Genomic DNA, 12,641 nt, shown 5'->3' on the forward strand with positions numbered 1-12,641 from the left:
CTTGTTTTAATTTCTCTATGGCTGACTTAGAGAAAGACTCAAAATCGAATTGTTCGCTCATAATAATCAAATTTAAAAAATTTAAACATCCATTTTTTATATTTGACACAGTTTATTGAGCATACTCGTTTTATTCAATAAAATTCCCAATTTTGATAATTTGAATACAATTAATTTTTCAATTTCATTCCATTTATATAGTTTTCTGACGTTACTGAAAATGCATAAAAATCCATCTTCATAAAAAATAATACTTTGTAATGCTAAAGGCTTAATTGCTATTTGTGTTCCAAAACCGCTTTCACCATTTCATCTTCCTTCAAAATAATTTCATAATATTTTTCGTCATCAAATAATTGTCTGGCGAACTCAGCCATCAAGTAGCGTTTCACCACCGGTTTGCTTTTACTCAATTGAACTGCTATTCCGTTTTTATTGAGATAATTTTGAAAATTAGTATAATACAAATCTGTATATTCCATTTTGATAATGAAATCATCAAAATTTAAATTGTAAAACGCTTTTCGGTCTTTGTCTAATTCTTCAAAAACAAAATAACTTACAATGCCGGTTTGCATCATGGCTTCCACAGCATCTTCACTATGTCTGTTTTGTAACGGTACGAAAATATCGGGCACAATGCCGCCACCGCCATAGACCGTTCTCCCTTTTTTAGTTTTAAAGATTAGGCTGTCTTTAATTTTTATGCTGTCGCGTTCATACAATTCGCCACTTTCAAATCGTTTATCAAACTCGTTATAATAGTCTTCATTGCCATTTTCATAGGGTTTTTGAATAGATCTTCCTGAAGGCGTGTAATATCTTGCTACGGTTAATCGAACAACGGAACCATCACCTAGTTCCATTTCGCGTTGCACTAAGCCTTTCCCAAAAGAACGACGCCCAACAATTATTCCACGATCATTATCTTGAATAGCCCCTGCAAAAATCTCAGAAGCTGAAGCCGAATTTTCATTTAACAAAACAAAGACTTTTCCTTTTTCAAAAATTCCTTTTTTGGTAGCTTTTGTTTTATCAACTCGCTCCTTCTTATTTTTTGTAAAAACAATCAATGCGTCTTCTTCCAGAAAATCGTCTGCCATTTGAACTGCTTTTTCAAGATAACCTCCACCATTATCACGTAAATCCACGATAACGCTTTTTGCACCTTTGGCAATTACTTTTTCGAGACCTGCTTTAAATTCTTTATAGGTAGTTTCAGAAAAACGATTGACTTTTATAAATCCGATATCATTGGAAATCATCAAAGCCACATCTACACTTTTTATAGGAATCACATCGCGTTTTAATTTAACTTTTAGTTTTTTGTTTTCGCTTTTTCTAAAGATTGTTAGCGTAATATCAGAACCTACTGCTCCTTTGAGTTTTGAATAAAGTGTGTCATTAGGTATTTTTTTTCCGAATAATTGGTAATTATCTGCAAACAAAATTCGGTCACCGGCTTTAATTCCTGCTTTTTCAGACGGACCGCCAATTAAAGGTTTTATAACCGCAACCGTATCTTTGTAAACATAAAAATTTACACCAATACCCACAAAATCACCACGCATTGATTCTGCCACAAAAGTTTGTTCGTTTTTAGAAATATAAACAGAATGCGGGTCGAGTTGCTCTAAAATACCATTAACTGTTAAATCAACAATACTATCGGTGTTGATGTCGTCAACATATTCACGTTCAATAAAATCGATAAGTCGGTTTAGTTTGAATTTATGGGAATTTGAAATCAGTGTTTCCTGTTTGCCAAAAATACTGAGCTTACCTCCGATTAGCACACCAAAAGCAATTGCGGTAAAAAGAATTACCGGCCAATATTTTTTATCCATTTTCATTTAACACTATTCTAAATCATCAATCAATTCTACCTCAACACCAGCTTTTTTAAGGAATTCAATTCCGCTATCGTCTTTGTATCCTTCAAAATAAACCACTCGTGTAATTCCTGATTGATGAATCAATTTACTACATTCTTTACATGGCGAAAGGGTGATGTATAACGTTGCTCCTTCACAAGATTGCGTTGAACCGGCAACTTTCAGAATGGCATTAGCTTCCGCATGCAACACATACCATTTCGTAATTCCTTCTTCATCTTCGCAACAATTTTCAAAACCGGAAGGCGTTCCGTTGTAACCATCAGAAATTATCATACGGTCTTTAACAATAATCGCTCCAACTTGCTTTCGTTTACAATAAGAAAGTCGGCTCCACTCTTTCGCTATACGAAGGTAGGCTTTATCATATTTAGTGCGTTTCTTTTTATTCATTTTTTAACAACCAAGTTTTAAGGCATTTATCTGTTCCAAATCGGACTATCAATTATCATAGGGATAACTACGCCAATTACAAAAGCGGTGGCAACAAGTGTCCAATCTCTTTTTGAAAAGCGAAGAAAATTTTGAACCACAAAGGAGATTATCAACACGAAGAAAACCACTATCAATTGAGCGGCCTCAATACCTAGAGCAAATTCAAGTAAAGGAATTAATTTAGAAGAAGCCTCGCCGGGAACAATTGTTTTAAAATAGTTAGAAAACCCAAGACCATGTATGATTCCGAAAAAAAGTGTGATGAAAGCCACGACACTTATGCTTTCTTTTTTTCCTGATTTTCCGGCTGTAAACAGGTGAAAAAAGGCAGTAATCAAGATTGTTATTGGAATAAGAAATTCAACCAAAGATTCTTTAATTAAAACAATTTCATAAACCGAAAGCAGTAATGACAAAGTATGACCAACAGTAAAAAGTGTTACCAAAATTAAAACCCTTTTCCAATCTTTAAAAGAATAAGGAACCGTTAAAGCAATTAAAAAAAGTACATGATCATAAGCATGAATATCCAAAACATGCTTCAATCCTACTGTGAAATAAACCCAGAATTCAGACATAACTAAAGATTTAATAATTTGAGGCCCTCAAACTTACGATTTATTTCGAAAAAAGTAAGTTTTACCGATTAAAAGCTTGTGAAAATTATTTAGAAAAAAGAAATAGAATTATATTTGCACTACCAATAATTAACAAAGCAGTATGTCAATTTCAGATTTATTTGATAGTGGTTTTAAAAACCGAAACAAGGGTCACTTTTCAGCAATTGTAAGAGTAGCATTGAGTGATGGTGCCATCACGCCGGAAGAAAAAGAATTTATTGATCGATTGGCTCGTAATTTAGAAATTTCTAAAGACGAGTATGAAGAAATCATGGATAATCCGATGAAGTATCCGATTAATCCTCCGTATTTATACATTCATCGATTGGAGCGTTTGTATGATTTAGCTCGAATGGTTTATGCGGATCATGTTTTAGGACCAAAACAAAAAGAGATTTTAACTAAGTTTTCGTTAGCTTTAGGATTCACTCCAAGTAACGTGCACTATATTGTTGACAAAGCATTATCACTATTAGTGCTCAATGTTGACTTAGACACATTTCTATTTGAAATGCAACACATGAATAAATAAAAAAAAGCCCTGAAATTCAGGGCTTTTTTTATGATTTCTTACGTTGTGTTTCCTTTGACTTCTTTGATTTTAACATGAAAAAACAAAATCAGCTACTTATTTTTTGTACTTTTATTTAACTATTTATAATTCAAACAGTTATTAACTAAATTTTTGACTTATGAAAACCATAAATAAACTACTGAAATTTGTTTTGCTTTTTTGTTTCCTCTCTGTTTCATTTCTTCATTCATCTTGTTCAAGTGATGACAAAAAAAAGGTTGAAATTTGCAACAACGGCATTGATGATGATGGCGATGGTTTTATAGATTGCGATGATTTTGATTGTAATGAAAGTCCGTTTTGTGCTGTTGAAATTTGCAACAATGGCATTGACGACGACGGCGATGGTTTTATTGATTGCGACGATTTTGATTGCAATGATTTCCCGGGATGTGATTAATCAGAGCTATTCCGTAATCATTTAATTCTTTTACAAAACAAATAAAGTCTTGAAAAATCAAGACTCCATTGTTGTGTTTATAATTTTCTGAATTAATTACTTATAATTTGCCATAAATTCTTCCGCTTTTTCTACCATTTTTTTACTTCCACAAAAGAATGGAGCTCTTTCATGTAGTTCTTTCGGTTGGATTTCCATTATTCTGTTATAACCGTCTGATGCTTTTCCTCCGGCTTGTTCTGCAATAAATGCCATTGGATTGCATTCATAAAGCAAACGCAACTTTCCGTGTGGAGCTTTTGAACTGGTTGGATAAATATAAATACCGCCTTTTATCATGTTTCTATGAAAATCGGAAACCAAACTACCAATATATCTTGACGTATAAGGTCTGTCTTCTTCTTCCGATTGACAATATTTGATATAATCTTTCACACCTTGAGGAAAATGCACATAATTTCCTTCGTTGATGGAATATATATTTCCGGTTTCCGAATACTTCATATTGGGATGTGACAAATAAAATGCACCGATAGCGGGGTTTAATGTAAAACCGTTAACGCCGTGACCGGTAGTATAAACCAACATGGTAGATGTTCCATAAATGACATAACCTGCAGCAACTTGATTGATACCGGGTTGCAAAAAATCTTCGGAAGTTGCCGGTGAACCGATTGGTGTAATTCTTCTGAAAACCGAAAAAATAGTTCCCACAGAAACATTCACATCAATATTGGATGAACCATCAAGCGGATCCATTAAAACAACATATTTGTTATTATGCCCTTTATCGCTTCCTGCAACGGTAATGAATTCGTCATTTTCTTCGGAAGCAATTCCGCACACAATTTCACGATTGATTAGCGTTTGAATGAAAACTTCGTTGGCATAAACATCCAATTTTTGTTGATCTTCACCTTGAATGTTTTGTTCTCCAGCTGCTCCAACAATGTCTACCAACCCCGCTTTATTTACTTTATAATTAACTACTTTAGCTGCTAATCGTATAGAATTGATGATTCGAGATAGTTCTCCTGTTGAATATTGAAATTCTCCTTGCTTTTCGATGATAAACTCACCTAGGGTTTTGTTGCGTTCTTCCATTACGAAATCGATGTAGTTGTGTTAGTGGCACAAATATCGAAATTTTTGTGATACAGATGGAATTATTCTTCAAATCTATTTTAAGAATTGTAATTTTGTTTTCTCAAAAAATGAAAAAAATGCAAATTAGAAAAGCCGTTCCTCATGACATGCCCTCTGTTTTAAATTTAATCAAAGAGTTGGCTATTTTTGAAAAGGAACCCGATGCTGTTGTAATTACTGTTGCCGATTTAGAAAGAGATGGTTTTGGCGACAATCCGTTATTTCATGTTTTTGTAGCTGAAGAAGATGAAGCAATTATTGGAATGGCGTTGTTCTATTATCGTTATTCTACTTGGAAAGGTAGAACTATTCATTTGGAAGATTTGATTGTAAAAGAAAGTAAACGAGGAACCGGTGCCGGTTATGCATTATATTCTGAAATCATCAAGCAAGGAAAAAAAGATAACGTTCGAAGAATTGAATGGAACGTTTTGGATTGGAACACGCCCGCTATTGATTTCTATAAAAAATCGGGTGCGGTACTCCTCGATGATTGGCGAGTGGTTCACATGACCGAAGAAGGAATTGCAAATTTTTAATATACTAATTGACATATTAACTTTATGAAACTATATAAATTTGGTGGTGCATCCGTAAAAGATGCCAATGGCATTAAAAACGTTTTAGATGTTTTACAAAAAGTAGGTCACGAAAATGTTTTGGTTATAATTTCTGCAATGGGAAAAACCACCAATGCACTGGAAGTAGTTATTAAAAACTATTTTGAAAAATCAAATGAACTACAAGAATCGATTCAGGAAGTAAAAAAATACCATTTACAAATTATAATGGAACTTTTTGAAGATGATAAAAATCCGGTTTTCAAAGCGGTAAATCAGCATTTTGAAGACATGGACTATTTTTTAAGTCATAACAAATCTCCTAATTATAATTTTGTTTACGATCAAATTGTAAGTTATGGTGAATTGATTTCTACCACAATAGTTAGTCATTATTTCAACACGTGTGGTTTAAAAAACAATTGGTTGGATGTTCGAAATTTCATAAAAACCGATACCACCTATCGTGATGCCACGGTTGATTGGGATCAAACTTTAGAATTGATTTCTAAAAATGTAAAACGCAAAACACTAAACATCACACAAGGATTTTTAGGTGCCGATCCCAACAATTTTACTACCACATTAGGTAGAGAAGGTTCTGATTACACGGCTGCCATTTTTGCTTATTGTCTCAATGCAGAAAGCGTTACCATTTGGAAAGATGTTCCGGGTGTTTTAAATGCCGATCCAAGGTATTTTGAAAATGCCATTCTTTTAAATCAAATTTCGTATCGAGAAGCTATTGAGTTGGCTTTTTATGGAGCTACTGTCATTCACCCAAAAACGTTGCAACCGTTACAGCGTAAAGAGATTCCTTTATTTGTAAAATCGTTTTTAAACCCTTTGCTTCCCGGAACCAGCGTTTCAAAAGGAGCTGATTTGGTGCCTCAAACGCCATGTTTTATTGTGAAAAAAAATCAGTTGTTGATTTCATTATCTTCGATTGACTTTTCATTTATCATGGAAGAACACATCAGTGAAATTTTCCGATTGTTTCATGAGTATCAAATAAAAGTGAGTTTAATTCAAAATTCAGCTATTAGTTTTTCTGTATGTGTTGAAGATAAATTCAATCATTTTAACGAATTAAAAAGCTTGTTGTCGAAACGATTTCAAATTAGCTGGCATGAAAATGTATCGTTGTTTACCATTCGTCATTTTAATGAAAATGCCATAAAGATTGTAGAAACTGACAAAACCGTTTTAGTAAAACAAATTTTGGGCGATACGATTCAGATTGTAACGAAGGAGTAGATTGGATTTTTGGATTGTTGGATTATTAGATTTTTGGATTATTTGATCAAAGCACGCTTACTTTCCTAAATTCCAACAATAAATACTACTTTTGAGGTTTTGGAGTTATAGTATTTATGTTGAAAAAATGTGTTTTAGGGCTACTTTTACTACTGATTTCAAGTCTTTCGGCTCAGGAAAGCGAAACGCCGTATCAATCAAAAAAAATTGTAGCATCAAAAGACACCATTTCACTTGAAAAAGTGAGCATCAACAAAGCTTTTTTTAAAATTTTTGACTCTAATGGTGTTGAAATTGACACTTCGTATTATGTAACAAATTTTCAAAAAGGCACTTTGCTTTTTAAAAAGGAGTTTAACAACAGTGACACACTAACGGTTCGCTATCTTAAATTTCCCGATTATCTAACCAAAACTTACAGTGTTTTTGATGAAATTCAAATAGTTCCCAATCAAACAGGATATGGTGATTTATATCGCTTTTCAAAAGATCCAAAAAAAATAAACACCCCATTTAGCGGTTTAACTACTTCAGGAAGTATAACCCGAGGTTTGACCGTTGGAAACAATCAAAATGCGGTTGTAAATTCAAATTTAGACCTTCAAATTAGTGGAAAAATTTCCAATGATGTTAGCATTAGAGCATCCATTCAAGACAGTAATATTCCACTTCAGGAAGGCGGTTACTCTCAAAAATTAGATGAGTTTGATCAGATTTTCATTGAATTGTATGCTAAAAATTGGAAAATAAGAGCTGGAGATTTATTTTTAGAAAATAGGCAGTCGCGTTTTTTAAATTTCAATAAAAAAGTACAAGGAATTGCCACTGATTTTAGTTTTGGAACTCCTGAAAAACGGACTACCGTTACCGCTTCTGCGGCATTGGTTCGTGGTCAATATGCCAAAAGCAACTTTATTGGACAAGAAGGTAATCAAGGTCCGTATAAATTACGAGGGAACAATGGCGAACTCTATGTGCTAGTCATTTCAGGTTCAGAACGTGTTTATGTCAACGGTTTGTTGTTGCAACGCGGTGAAAACAATCACTACATTATCGATTATAACGCGGGTGAAATTATTTTTACATCGCTATATCCCATCACTTCCGAAATGCGAATCACCATTGAATACCAATATGCAGAACGGAGTTACACCCGATTGATTACTTATGGCGGCGTTACTCATGAGCAAAAAAAGTGGCAAATTGGTGGTTATGTCTATTCTGAAAATGACATAAAAAACCAACCACTTCAACAAAATCTCTCACCAGAACAAGTGGAAGTTTTAAAAAATGCCGGTGACGACATCAATTTAATGAATGCCCCATCAGCTTATTTAGACAGTTTTTCGGAGAATAAAATTTTGTATAAAAAAACATTTATAAACGGTATTGAAGTTTTCGAATTTTCAAATAATCCTGAGGACGAATTATACAACGTGCGATTTAGTTTGGTTGGCAATACTAACGGAAATTATATCTTGACCAACAGTCAAGCCATTGGAAGGATTTATGAATATGTTGCCCCAATCGCCGGAATTCCGCAAGGAAATTATGAACCCATTATCCGATTAGTGGCTCCAACAAAAATTCAAATTGCTACGCTGTTAGGAAAATTTTCGCCCAACGAAAAAACCGCTGTTGATTTTGAATTGGGAATAAGTAATAGTGACAAAAATTTGTTTTCGAATATAGACGATGAAAACAACCAAGGAATAGCAGGAAGAATCAACGCAAGACAACGTTTATTTACAGGAAAATGGACATTGGATGCTTTGGCAAATTATCAATTTGTGCAACAAGATTTTCAAACTATTGAACGATTATTTACCATTGAATTTGATCGCGATTGGAGTTTGACCAATCCAATGGGCAATCAGAGCTTATTAATTTCAGGTTTAGAATTGCGAAATGCAGAAAAAGGATTTGTTCGCTATCAATTGGAAAAATTAGATTTTTCTGAAAGCTTTTCCGGTAACCGACATTTGGTGGAAGGAATATATAAAGATAAAAACTGGAACCTTCAAAACCAAGGCAGTTTTATGAAAAGTGATGGCGATATTGCCGATTCCAAATTTTTAAGAAACCAAACACAAGTCCGCTATCATTTTGATAAAAATTGGGTAGGCACAAGTTATAGAATGGAAGATGTTTCTGAAAAAATTAAGGCCACCATCACCTTTTCTCCATTAAGTCAACGTTTTAACGAATATGGTGTTTTTGCCGGAAGAGGCGACAGTACCAAAGTTTTTGTTGAAATTGGCTACTTACATCGAGTTAATGACAGTTTACAAAACGGATCGATAGAACGAGTAAACAAGTCCAATTCCTATTATATCAAATCCAAATTGATTCAAAATGACAAAAGTGATTTAAGCTTGTTTGTCAACTATCGAAATTTAAAATATATCGATACTTCGCGTCCGGATGAAACTTCGTTAAATTCGCGTTTGCTCTATAACGATCGCTTTTTTAATCAATTGGTACAAATTACATCGGCTTTTGAAACCAGTTCCGGAACCATTGCACAGCAAGAGTTTACCTATGTTGAAGTAGAACCCGGTTTAGGGATTTATACTTGGATCGATTATAACGGTAACGGTATTCAAGAATTAGAAGAGTTTGAAGTAGCTCCATTTCCGGATCAAGCTCGTTATATTCGCGTTTTTCTACCCAATCAAGTTTTTGTGCCCACGCATCAAAACAAATTTTCGCAATCGGTGACTTTAAATCCGATACAATGGCAAAACGAAAAAGGAATTAAAAAGTTGGCTTCCTATTTTTATAACCAAACCTCCTTCTTGGTGGATAGAAAAATCAGAAGATCGGAAAACAATTTTGATTTGAATCCGTTTTCTAATGACGCCACTGATTTGTTAGGGTTGAATGCTTCGTTTAGAAACAGTTTGTTTTACAACCGTGGAAAACAAAAGCATTCTTTAACCTATACTTATATAAACAATCGTGCAAAAAATTTACTTTCTTCCGGTTCACAAGAAGTTAAAAACAGTTCGCATCAAATGCAATATGCCCATCTTTTTCAAAAAACCTGGCTTTTGTCTTTCTTAGGAAAAACAGTTGTTTCTGAAAGCGAATCTGAAAATTTTGACATTCGAAATTTTGAAATAAATGGTTATCAACTGGCTCCAAAACTGGCTTATTTGTTTTCACAAAGCACAAGTTTGGATGTTTTTTATGAATATCAAATCAAAACCAATCAAATAAATGATTTGGAAGAATTACAACAACAACGCATTGGTACTTCTTTCACCTATTCCGGCAAAAAACAATTTACTATGAATGGTGAATTTTCACTTTATAACAATGATTTTTTCGGAAATGCTACCTCAGCTGTTGGCTTTCAAATGCTGGAGGGATTGCTTCCCGGAAGAAATCAAACGTGGCGATTATTACTCCAAAAAAACCTGACACAATTTTTAGATATTAACATCAATTATCAAGGAAGAAAAAGTGAAACCAGCAAAAGTATTCACACGGGAAGTGTTCAATTGAGAGCTTATTTTTAAGACTTCGTTAAAAATAGTGCTAACAGCATGGAAATTACTATATTTGAATTTGAAAAAACACTACTTATGAAATCAAAAACTATTTTATTGCTACTTTTGGCAAGTACATTCATAGCAACCTCTTGCAAAAAAAATGAAGAAGAAGCCACAGAAGACGCAGCGACAACCACACAAGAAGCACCAATTATTACAACTACTCCTGCTGCAACACCGGCAAATACGGCGACACCGGCCGGAGAAGCTCCAAAATTAAATCCGCCACACGGAGAACCATTTCACCGATGTGATATTGCCGTTGGAGCTCCATTAGATGGTCCTTCAAACCCAAATGCAGAAGCAAACATGAATACCGGAGCAACAACCGGAGAGCCTAAATCGTTTTTTAAATCGGTTCAAAGCAATAACCCAACGCCAACACAAACAGCACCGGCTCCTACAGCTACAACAAGTGCAACTCCAGCACCGCAGACCACTGCAACAGCTGCAAATACACCAAAACCCAAAATGAATCCGGCACACGGACAACCGCATCACCGATGTGATATTGCTGTTGGAGCACCATTGGATTAATTTCAGAATAGAAAATAAAAAAAACCGCAACTTTAAAAATTGCGGTTTTTTTGTGGAGAAGATGGGGCTCGAACCCACGACCTTTTGGCTGCCAGCCAAACGCTCTAGCCAACTGAGCTACATCCCCAAAGTGGTGCAAATATAAATAAATTTATCTTACTTTTTGAATTATAAATTATAAATTGCTTCTGCAAAAAATTTCGTTATAAATGCTTATTTTTACCTAAAATTTGACTTGTATGTCTTCAAAAGGTACCCTTTTTACAACCACACAAAATTCCATTGCAACCATTACTTTTGGTCATCCTGCGAGTAATTCATTTCCATCCGAATTATTACATCTTCTCACTGAAGAGCTCCATCAATTAAGTACTCGAACAGATATTACTTTAATTGTATTGCAAAGTGAAGGTCAAGGTGCTTTTTGTGCCGGAGCATCGTTTGATGAATTATTGGCTGTTTCAAATTTTGTGGAAGGCACACAATTTTTTTCCGGATTTGCCAATGTAATTAACGCCATGCGAAAATGTTCAAAACTCATTATCGGAAGAATTCACGGAAAAGCAGTTGGAGGCGGAGTTGGATTAGCAGCAGCCTGTGATTATACCTTTGCAACCCATGACAGTGCTTTGAAATTATCAGAAATTGCCATTGGAATTGGACCGTTTGTCATTGAGCCTGTGGTCACCAAAAAAATTGGAAAAACAGCCATAGCCGAATTAACTTTATCGCCAACTGAATGGAAAACAGCAGCTTGGGGTCATGAAAAAGGATTGTATTCAAAGGTATTTGGAACCGTTTCAGAAATGGACGACGCATTGTTTTCGTTCACAACAAAGTTGGCTTCTTATAATCCGGAAGCTTTGTCAGAAATGAAAAAAGTACTTTGGGAAGGAACCGAAAACTGGGATGTTCTTTTAAATGAAAGAGCTGCAATTTCAGGTAAATTGGTGTTATCAGATTTCACAAAACACGCTTTATTACAATTTAAAAAATAATGAAACCACTAGTATTTCTGCAACAAACTGCTATCGAAGAAAAATTAAAAAATGCACCCGACGGTGGGTACCAAATCGGAGTTTTAATCGGGTCGCTTATTCCTTTTATCATTCTTGTTGGTCTTGCATATTGGATGTATTATGCTGCCAAAAAAAGAAATAAAAATTTATAGTCATTTACTACCTTTGTAAAAAATTTAACTATGTCAAACATTAGAATTACCAAACAATTCAGCTTTGAAACCGGTCATGCATTGTATGGTTATGACGGGAAATGCAAAAATGTTCACGGACATAGTTATAAATTATCTGTTACAGTTATCGGAAAGCCAATTACAGATGCCTCAAATGTAAAATTCGGAATGGTGATTGACTTTAGCGACTTGAAAAAAATTGTAAAAGAAGAAATTGTAGATGTTTTTGATCACGCCACTGTTTTTAATAAAAACACCCCACACATCGAATTAGCGAATGAACTCAAGGAAAGAGAGCATCATGTTATTTTAGTAGATTATCAACCTACCAGCGAAAACATGGTTATTGATTTTTCAGAAAAAATAAAAGCACGCTTGCCCAAACACATTCAATTGCATTCTTTAAAACTTCAGGAAACTGAGACTTCTTTTGCAGAATGGTATGCTTCTGATAATCAATAAATCCTT

General features: G+C 34.4%; 13 protein-coding genes and 1 tRNA gene. 9 read left to right on the forward strand and 5 right to left on the reverse strand.

Annotated features, from left to right (window positions below; genetic code table 11):
- Positions 1-278: 278 nt before the first annotated feature.
- Genes IEV15_RS13855 through IEV15_RS13865 form a run of 3 tightly spaced genes read right to left on the reverse strand, consistent with a single transcriptional unit; the run spans position 279 to position 2,908 of the window.
- Positions 279-1,853, reverse strand: a complete 1,575-nt coding sequence (locus IEV15_RS13855) for a S41 family peptidase (RefSeq protein WP_188363138.1) — start codon at positions 1,851-1,853, stop codon at positions 279-281.
- Between the two features lie 6 nt (positions 1,854-1,859).
- Entirely contained in the window at positions 1,860-2,288 is a 429-nt protein-coding gene (locus IEV15_RS13860; protein WP_188363139.1) for a deoxycytidylate deaminase, read from the reverse strand.
- 26 nt (positions 2,289-2,314) lie between these two features.
- Positions 2,315-2,908, reverse strand: coding sequence for a HupE/UreJ family protein (locus IEV15_RS13865; RefSeq protein ID WP_188363140.1), 594 nt, complete (start codon positions 2,906-2,908; stop codon positions 2,315-2,317).
- A gap of 142 nt (positions 2,909-3,050) precedes the next feature.
- Between IEV15_RS13865 and IEV15_RS13870 the strand changes: the two genes are divergently transcribed.
- Both IEV15_RS13870 and IEV15_RS13875 read left to right on the forward strand, forming a co-directional pair.
- Positions 3,051-3,482, forward strand: coding sequence for a tellurite resistance TerB family protein (locus IEV15_RS13870; RefSeq protein WP_188363141.1), 432 nt, complete (start codon positions 3,051-3,053; stop codon positions 3,480-3,482).
- Between the two features lie 160 nt (positions 3,483-3,642).
- Positions 3,643-3,924 carry a hypothetical protein gene (locus IEV15_RS13875; protein ID WP_188363142.1) on the forward strand — a complete coding sequence of 94 codons (282 nt, stop codon included), beginning with the start codon at positions 3,643-3,645 and terminating at the stop codon, positions 3,922-3,924.
- A 96-nt stretch (positions 3,925-4,020) separates the two neighbouring features.
- Here IEV15_RS13875 and fbp read toward each other — a convergent pair whose 3' ends face one another.
- Positions 4,021-5,028: a class 1 fructose-bisphosphatase gene (fbp, locus tag IEV15_RS13880; protein ID WP_188363143.1), complete on the reverse strand. Its 1,008-nt coding sequence runs from the start codon at positions 5,026-5,028 to the stop codon at positions 4,021-4,023.
- Positions 5,029-5,147: 119 nt separating this feature from the next.
- Here fbp and IEV15_RS13885 point away from each other — a divergent pair, with 119 nt between their 5' ends.
- The 4 genes from IEV15_RS13885 to IEV15_RS13900 all read left to right on the forward strand — a co-directional run bounded on the left by IEV15_RS13885 (position 5,148) and on the right by IEV15_RS13900 (position 10,981).
- The gene (locus IEV15_RS13885; RefSeq protein WP_188363168.1) at positions 5,148-5,609 is read left to right on the forward strand and encodes a GNAT family N-acetyltransferase; all 462 of its coding nucleotides are present in this window, start codon (positions 5,148-5,150) and stop codon (positions 5,607-5,609) included.
- Between the two features lie 24 nt (positions 5,610-5,633).
- Positions 5,634-6,887: an aspartate kinase gene (locus IEV15_RS13890; protein WP_188363144.1), complete on the forward strand. Its 1,254-nt coding sequence runs from the start codon at positions 5,634-5,636 to the stop codon at positions 6,885-6,887.
- A 116-nt stretch (positions 6,888-7,003) separates the two neighbouring features.
- Positions 7,004-10,411, forward strand: coding sequence for a DUF8818 domain-containing protein (locus IEV15_RS13895; RefSeq protein WP_188363145.1), 3,408 nt, complete (start codon positions 7,004-7,006; stop codon positions 10,409-10,411).
- A gap of 66 nt (positions 10,412-10,477) precedes the next feature.
- Complete coding sequence (locus tag IEV15_RS13900; RefSeq protein WP_188363146.1) at positions 10,478-10,981, forward strand: hypothetical protein; 504 nt, start codon at positions 10,478-10,480, stop codon at positions 10,979-10,981.
- A 53-nt stretch (positions 10,982-11,034) separates the two neighbouring features.
- Here the strand turns inward: IEV15_RS13900 and IEV15_RS13905 are convergent.
- Positions 11,035-11,108 (reverse strand) — tRNA-Ala (locus IEV15_RS13905).
- A gap of 112 nt (positions 11,109-11,220) precedes the next feature.
- Between IEV15_RS13905 and IEV15_RS13910 the strand changes: the two genes are divergently transcribed.
- Genes IEV15_RS13910 through IEV15_RS13920 form a run of 3 tightly spaced genes read left to right on the forward strand, consistent with a single transcriptional unit; the run spans position 11,221 to position 12,635 of the window.
- On the forward strand, positions 11,221-11,979 hold the full coding sequence (locus IEV15_RS13910) for an enoyl-CoA hydratase/isomerase family protein (RefSeq protein ID WP_188363147.1): 759 nt from the start codon (positions 11,221-11,223) through the stop codon (positions 11,977-11,979).
- Complete coding sequence (locus IEV15_RS13915; protein WP_188363148.1) at positions 11,979-12,152, forward strand: hypothetical protein; 174 nt, start codon at positions 11,979-11,981, stop codon at positions 12,150-12,152. Before IEV15_RS13910 ends, IEV15_RS13915 begins: the two co-directional genes overlap by 1 nt.
- A gap of 30 nt (positions 12,153-12,182) precedes the next feature.
- Positions 12,183-12,635, forward strand: coding sequence for a 6-pyruvoyl trahydropterin synthase family protein (locus IEV15_RS13920; protein ID WP_188363149.1), 453 nt, complete (start codon positions 12,183-12,185; stop codon positions 12,633-12,635).
- Positions 12,636-12,641 lie beyond the last annotated feature (6 nt).

Source organism: Flavobacterium orientale, from assembly GCF_014638005.1.
Taxonomy (GTDB): Bacteria; Bacteroidota; Bacteroidia; order Flavobacteriales; family Flavobacteriaceae; genus Flavobacterium; species Flavobacterium orientale.

Excerpts from the sequence above, each read along its gene's own strand:
- IEV15_RS13855 (WP_188363138.1), bottom strand. The coding sequence starts at position 1,853 with ATGAAAATGGATAAAAAATATTGGCCGGTAATTCTTTTTACCGCAATT.
- IEV15_RS13860 (WP_188363139.1), bottom strand. The coding sequence starts at position 2,288 with ATGAATAAAAAGAAACGCACTAAATATGATAAAGCCTACCTTCGTATA.
- IEV15_RS13865 (WP_188363140.1), bottom strand. The coding sequence starts at position 2,908 with ATGTCTGAATTCTGGGTTTATTTCACAGTAGGATTGAAGCATGTTTTG.
- IEV15_RS13870 (WP_188363141.1), top strand. The coding sequence starts at position 3,051 with ATGTCAATTTCAGATTTATTTGATAGTGGTTTTAAAAACCGAAACAAG.
- IEV15_RS13875 (WP_188363142.1), top strand. The coding sequence starts at position 3,643 with ATGAAAACCATAAATAAACTACTGAAATTTGTTTTGCTTTTTTGTTTC.
- fbp (WP_188363143.1), bottom strand. The coding sequence starts at position 5,028 with ATGGAAGAACGCAACAAAACCCTAGGTGAGTTTATCATCGAAAAGCAA.
- IEV15_RS13885 (WP_188363168.1), top strand. The coding sequence starts at position 5,148 with ATGCAAATTAGAAAAGCCGTTCCTCATGACATGCCCTCTGTTTTAAAT.
- IEV15_RS13890 (WP_188363144.1), top strand. The coding sequence starts at position 5,634 with ATGAAACTATATAAATTTGGTGGTGCATCCGTAAAAGATGCCAATGGC.
- IEV15_RS13895 (WP_188363145.1), top strand. The coding sequence starts at position 7,004 with ATGTTGAAAAAATGTGTTTTAGGGCTACTTTTACTACTGATTTCAAGT.
- IEV15_RS13900 (WP_188363146.1), top strand. The coding sequence starts at position 10,478 with ATGAAATCAAAAACTATTTTATTGCTACTTTTGGCAAGTACATTCATA.
- IEV15_RS13910 (WP_188363147.1), top strand. The coding sequence starts at position 11,221 with ATGTCTTCAAAAGGTACCCTTTTTACAACCACACAAAATTCCATTGCA.
- IEV15_RS13915 (WP_188363148.1), top strand. The coding sequence starts at position 11,979 with ATGAAACCACTAGTATTTCTGCAACAAACTGCTATCGAAGAAAAATTA.
- IEV15_RS13920 (WP_188363149.1), top strand. The coding sequence starts at position 12,183 with ATGTCAAACATTAGAATTACCAAACAATTCAGCTTTGAAACCGGTCAT.